Annotated in this window: 3 protein-coding genes and 1 pseudogene; 3 read left to right on the forward strand and 1 reads right to left on the reverse strand. The window is 59.7% G+C overall.

Annotation, left to right across the window (positions count from 1 at the left end; translation table 11 throughout):
• Positions 1-81 precede the first annotated feature (81 nt).
• The 3 genes from pepA to ACN0RV_RS06450 all read left to right on the forward strand — a co-directional run bounded on the left by pepA (position 82) and on the right by ACN0RV_RS06450 (position 5,056).
• Positions 82-1,587 (forward strand): leucyl aminopeptidase, encoded by a 1,506-nt coding sequence (pepA, locus tag ACN0RV_RS06440; RefSeq protein ID WP_417346618.1) that lies wholly within the window; start codon positions 82-84, stop codon positions 1,585-1,587.
• 146 nt (positions 1,588-1,733) lie between these two features.
• The gene (locus tag ACN0RV_RS06445; RefSeq protein ID WP_417346619.1) at positions 1,734-2,186 is read left to right on the forward strand and encodes a DNA polymerase III subunit chi; all 453 of its coding nucleotides are present in this window, start codon (positions 1,734-1,736) and stop codon (positions 2,184-2,186) included.
• A gap of 23 nt (positions 2,187-2,209) precedes the next feature.
• A complete protein-coding gene (locus ACN0RV_RS06450) occupies positions 2,210-5,056 on the forward strand; it encodes a valine--tRNA ligase (protein WP_417346621.1) in 2,847 nt (948 codons plus the stop codon).
• Between the two features lie 814 nt (positions 5,057-5,870).
• Here ACN0RV_RS06450 and ACN0RV_RS06455 read toward each other — a convergent pair.
• Positions 5,871-6,085: pseudogene (locus tag ACN0RV_RS06455) on the reverse strand (IS110 family transposase); the annotation flags it as partial.

Below are 6,085 nucleotides of genomic sequence, written 5' to 3' on the forward strand. Positions count from 1 at the left end.
GCAATGATGCTGTCAGGAGCCGATAAAGGGGCCATTATCTAACAATTCATACGCTTTGTCTTTACGAAACCGGGAGATGGCATGGAGTTCAGTGTAAAAAGCGGTAGCCCAGAAAAACAGCGCAGCGCCTGCATCGTTGTAGGTGTCTTCGAACCGCGCCGCCTGTCCGCTGTAGGAGAACAACTGGATCGCATCAGCGACGGCTACATCAGCAACCTGCTGCGCCGCGGCGATCTTGAAGGAAAACCCGGTCAAATGCTGTTACTGCACCACGTACCCAATGTGCTTTCCGAGCGGGTACTGCTGGTAGGCTGTGGCAAAGAGCGCGAGCTGGATGAGCGCCAGTACAAGCAGATCATCGCCAAGACCATCAACACCCTCAACGAAACCGGTTCCATGGAAGCGGTGTGCTTCCTGACCGAACTGCACGTTAAGGGTCGCGACACCTACTGGAAGGTGCGCCAGGCGATCGAGACCACCCAATCCACCCTGTACACCTTCGATGCGCTCAAGAGCAAGAAAGACGAAACCCGTCGCCCTCTGCGCAAGATGGTGTTCAATGTACCCACCCGTCGCGAGCTGACCGTGGGTGAGAAAGCCATTGCCCATGGTCTGGGCGTAGCTGCCGGCAGCAAGATGTGCCGTGACGTGGCCAACATGCCACCGAACATCTGCAACCCCGCCTACCTGGCCAGCCAGGCGCGCCAACTGGCCGAGCAGTACGAAAAGCTGCGGGTCGAGGTGATCGGCGAAGAGCAGATGGCCGAACTGGGGATGAACTGCTACCTGGCCGTGGGCCGTGGCAGTGAAAACGAGTCGATGATGACCGTCTGCCACTACCAGGGCGGCGACGAGGACCAGCGTCCCATCGTGCTGGTGGGCAAGGGCCTGACCTTCGACTCCGGCGGCATCTCCCTGAAACCCGGCGAAGGCATGGACGAGATGAAGTACGACATGGGCGGCGCCGCCGGCGTACTGGGTACCCTGAAGTCCGTGTGCGAGCTGGACCTCAAAGCCAACATCGTCTTCGTTCTGGCGGGCTGTGAAAACATGCCCGACGGCAAGAGCTACCGCCCCGGTGACATCCTCACCACCATGTCCGGCCAGACCGTCGAGGTGCTCAACACCGACGCCGAAGGCCGCCTGGTGCTGTGTGACGCCCTCACCTATGTGGAGCGCTTCGACCCCGAGCTGGTGATCGACACCGCCACCCTGACCGGTGCCTGCGTCATCGCCCTGGGCAAGCACGCCTCCGGCCTGCTCTCCAACCAGAACTCCCTGGCTCACGACCTGCAGCATGCCGGTGAACAGTCCGGTGACCGTTGCTGGCGTCTGCCCCTGTGGGAAGACTATCAGGAGCAGCTGAAGAGCCCCTTCGCCGACATGACCAACCTGGGTGGTCGTCCCGCCGGGACCATCACCGCCGCGGCCTTCCTGTCCCGCTTCACCAAGAAGTACAGCTGGGCCCACCTGGACATCGCCGGCACCGCCTGGGAAAGTGGCGCCAACAAGGGCTCCACCGGTCGCCCTGTGCCTCTGCTGACCCAGTTCCTGCTCTCCCGCACCGGTGAGCTGGACGTGGAATAAGGCCTATGGCCTGACCAACTGAAAAAGGCGGGGTTCTCCCCGCCTTTTCTGTTTCTGTCGCCGCCTCGACGCGATAGAATACTCCGTTCGCCCTTTGGGGCTGAGCTGACACCACCCAAGTTCAACAGGCCCAGGAGCCGAACTGCATGGCCAACGCCACCTTCTATCTTATCGATGCCAACGCCGACGGTGCCTTGAGCGCCCACCTGAGCCTTGCCTGCCAGCTGGCAGCCAACTGCTACCGGCAAGGCAAACCTGTCTACCTCCACTGCGAGGACCAGACCCAGGCTGAGCAGATGGATGAGACCCTGTGGCAATTCGACGCCGACCGCTTCGTTCCCCACAACCTGGTGGGAGAGGGTCCCCGGGGTGGCGCGCCGGTGGAAATTGGCCATAATGGCCAGTTCAGCTCAAAAAAACGGCCGGTTTTAATCAACCTGGCCGCCAAAGCGCCCCAATTTGCGGTAGAATTTGCGCAAATTTTCGATTTTGTCCCGGCTGCCGACGATGCCAAGGCCCTGGCCCGTGAGCGTTACCGCGCTTACCGCCAGATGGGGGTGGAACTGACCACCCATGACCTGGCTGCGCAGCCGCTTTAGTTTTCACTGATTTCGGAACACCCATGGATAAGACTTACAACCCCAACGCCATCGAACAGCGCCACTATCAGCGTTGGGAGAATGCCGGGTACTTCAAGCCCCACGGCGACACCAGCAAAGACGCCTACAGCATCATGATCCCGCCGCCGAACGTCACCGGCAGCCTGCACATGGGCCACGCGTTCCAAGACACCATCATGGACACCATGATCCGTTACCAGCGCATGCAGGGCAAAAACACCCTGTGGCAGGTCGGTACTGACCACGCCGGTATCGCCACCCAGATGGTGGTCGAGCGCAAACTGGCCGCTCAGGGGATCACCCGTCAGGAACTGGGTCGTGAAACCTTCATCGACAAGGTGTGGGAATGGAAAGCCGAGTCCGGCGGTACCATTACCCAGCAGCTGCGTCGCCTGGGCGCGTCCGTCGACTGGGACCGTGAGCGCTTCACCATGGATGAAGGCCTGTCCAAGGCGGTTCAGGAAGTGTTTGTCCGCCTGTACGAAGATGACCTGATCTACCGCGGCAAGCGCCTGGTGAACTGGGATCCCAAGCTGCACACCGCCATCTCCGATCTCGAGGTAGAGAACAAGGAGAAGAAGGGCTTCATGTGGCACTTCCGCTACCCTCTGGCGGATGGCGTTCAGACCGCCGACGGCAAAGACTACATCGTGGTGGCCACCACCCGTCCGGAAACCATGCTGGGCGACACCGGCGTGGCGGTAAACCCGGAAGATCCTCGCTACAAAAATCTGATTGGCAAAGAGATCATCCTGCCTATCGTTAATCGTCGCATCCCCATCGTCGCCGACGAGCACGCCGACATGGAGAAGGGCACCGGTTGTGTGAAGATCACCCCGGCCCACGACTTCAACGATTACGAAGTGGGTAAGCGCAACAAGCTGCCGATGATCAACATCCTCACCTTCAACGGCGACATCCGCGACGCCGCCGAGGTGTTCGACTTCAACGGTGAAGCCTCCGACGTCTACACCACCGAGCTGCCCGAGAAATACCACGGCCTGGAGCGCTTCAAAGCTCGTAAGGCGGTAGTGGCCGAATTCGAAGAGCTGGGTCTGCTGGAAGAGATCAAAGACCACGTCCTGCAGGTGCCTTACGGCGACCGTGGTGGCGTGGTGATCGAGCCGATGCTGACCGACCAGTGGTACGTGCGCACCGCCCCTCTGGCCAAGACCGCCACCGAAGCCGTTGAAAACGGCGACATCAAATTTGTACCTCAGCAGTACGAGAACATGTACTTCAGCTGGATGCGCGACATCCAGGACTGGTGCATCTCCCGTCAGCTGTGGTGGGGTCACCGCATCCCGGCTTGGTATGACGAGTCTGGCAAGGTGTACGTAGGCCGCACCGAGGACGAAGTGCGCGCCGCCAATGGCCTGGCCGCCGACGTGGCCCTGCGCCAGGACGACGACGTACTGGACACCTGGTTCTCCTCCGCCCTGTGGACCTTCTCCACCCTGGGCTGGCCGGACAACCTGGAAGATCTGAAGACCTTCCACCCCTCCGACGTGCTGGTAACCGGTTTCGACATCATCTTCTTCTGGGTTGCCCGGATGATCATGATGACCATGCACTTCATCAAGGACGAAGACGGCAAGCCTCAGGTTCCGTTCAAGACCGTGTACGTTACCGGCCTGATCCGTGACGAGAACGGCGACAAGATGTCCAAGTCCAAGGGTAACGTGTTGGATCCTCTGGATATGATTGACGGCATCGACCTGGAGTCCCTGGTTGAGAAGCGTACCGGCAACATGATGCAGCCGCAGCTGGCCGCCAAGATCGAGAAATCCACTCGCAAGCAGTTCCCGGATGGCATCGCCCCACACGGCACCGACGCCCTGCGTTTCACCCTGGCAGCCATGGCCTCCACCGGTCGTGACATCAACTGGGACATGAACCGCCTGGAGGGTTACCGCAACTTCGCCAACAAGCTGTGGAACGCCAGCCGTTTCGTACTGATGAACACCGAAGAGCACGACTGTGGCTTCAACGGTGGCGACATGGAGCTGTCCCTGGCGGATCGCTGGATCCTGGCTCAGTACAACGACACCGTGAAGAACATCCGTGAAGCGATGGAAGGCTACCGTTTCGACATGGCCGCCAACATCGCCTACGAGTTCACCTGGAACCAGTTCTGTGACTGGTACCTGGAACTGACCAAGCCGGTTCTGCAATCTGGCAGCGACGCCCAGCAGCGTGGTACCCGTCATACCCTGATGACCGTGCTGGAAGGGATGCTGCGCATGCTGCACCCGCTGATGCCTTACATCACCGAAGAGATCTGGCTGACCGTCTCCAAGCTGATGGGCATCGAAGCCGATACCATCATGCTGTGTGAGTTCCCAAGCTTCGATGCTTCTCTGGTGAACGAAGAAGCCCACGCCGATCTGGAGTGGGTGAAGCAGTTCATCGTCGCGGTGCGTAACATCCGTGGCGAGCTGAACGTGGCGCCGTCCAAGCCGCTGAACGTGCTGCTGAAGAACGCCTCCGCTCAGGACCTGGCTCGCATCGACACCAACAGCACCTTCCTGACCAAGCTGGCGAACCTGGAGTCCATCACCGAGCTGTCTGGCGACGCACCCATGTGCACCACCCAGCTGATTGGTGAGATGGAACTGCTGATCCCCATGGCCGGCCTGATCGACGTGGAAGCCGAAATGGCCCGTATCGACAAGCAGATCGCCAAGCTAGCTCAGGATGCCGAGCGCGTTGAGAAGAAGCTCTCCAACCAGGGCTTCCTGGCCAAGGCCCCCGAGGCCGTTGTCGCCAAGGAGCAAGCCAAGCTGGATGAAGCCAAGCGCGACATCGCCAAGCTGGAAGAGCAGAAGCAGCAGCTCAGCGCTCTGTAAGCTCTAGCCTGGAAACAGAAAAGCCACCCTAAGCGGTGGCTTTTTTATTGTCTTCTCCCCTCTAAAACCACAGACGCTGGATTGCGGCATTCGCCACAATGACATCCCTCCCCCGTCTCCCCGGCGCAGGCCGGGGTCCAGCGGCTTTCCTGCTCGGCCCCGCCTGAAACCACAGACGCTGGATTGCGGCGTTCGCCACAATGACATCCCTCTCCCGTCTCCCCGGCGCAGGCCGGGGTCCAGCGGCTTTCCTGTGCCTCTCCAAAATCAAAGACACTGGGTACCGGCGTTCACCGGCATAACCGTGCTAAAGGGAACCCTATGACATTGGAACAGACTCCCTGCAAATCTGCAGCTTCAAGAGAAGGCTACGACGCAGTACTTCCCCGCGCTAACGCACAGTCGTCTCCCCGGCGCACGCCGGGATCCAGGGACTTTCTTGCGCGAGCCCCGGCTAAAACCACAGACACTGGATTGCGGCGTTCGCCACAATGACATCCCTCTCCCGCCTCCCCGGCGCACGCCGGGGTCCAGCGGCTTTCCTGTGCCTCTCCAAAATCAAAGACATATATGGACGCCCCTGCAGTTGCAAGACATTGATGAGATCGGTTTGCGGACGTATATCCGGCGTCTGTATTACCTTCGAGAGGTAGCGCCACAATGTGGTCCGAACCTGGCCACCTTCACGCTGGAACGACATTCTCTGTCGGTCTTATGTCAGGCTCTTGCCAGGCCGGATAACCGTTTTTCATCAAGTTATGCAAACTCAGGTTGCTTGGTACCCTCTATTCCCCTCTTAAAGTGGAGGAAGTGGTTATTTGGAAGCTGTGAAAGCGTGATTCAACTCGAATTGGTTTCCGCTGACCGTCATGCTCCAGGCAATCCGAGCCAGTTTATTGGCCAGGGCCACGATTGCCTTGCGTTTGCCCCGGCGCGCTATCAGGTTGCTCAGCCATCTTCCCAGCCTGTCATCTCGTTTGGCCACATGAGCGAAGACCGCTCTTGCCCCATGAATTAACAGCACCCGTA

The sequence above is a fragment of the Ferrimonas sp. genome, assembly GCF_048263965.1.
Lineage (GTDB): Bacteria > Pseudomonadota > Gammaproteobacteria > Enterobacterales > Shewanellaceae > Ferrimonas.

Bases quoted from the DNA above. Each gene is read 5' to 3' on its own strand.
- ACN0RV_RS06450 (WP_417346621.1), top strand. From the start codon at position 2,210: ATGGATAAGACTTACAACCCCAACGCCATCGAACAGCGCCACTATCAG.
- ACN0RV_RS06445 (WP_417346619.1), top strand. From the start codon at position 1,734: ATGGCCAACGCCACCTTCTATCTTATCGATGCCAACGCCGACGGTGCC.
- pepA (WP_417346618.1), top strand. From the start codon at position 82: ATGGAGTTCAGTGTAAAAAGCGGTAGCCCAGAAAAACAGCGCAGCGCC.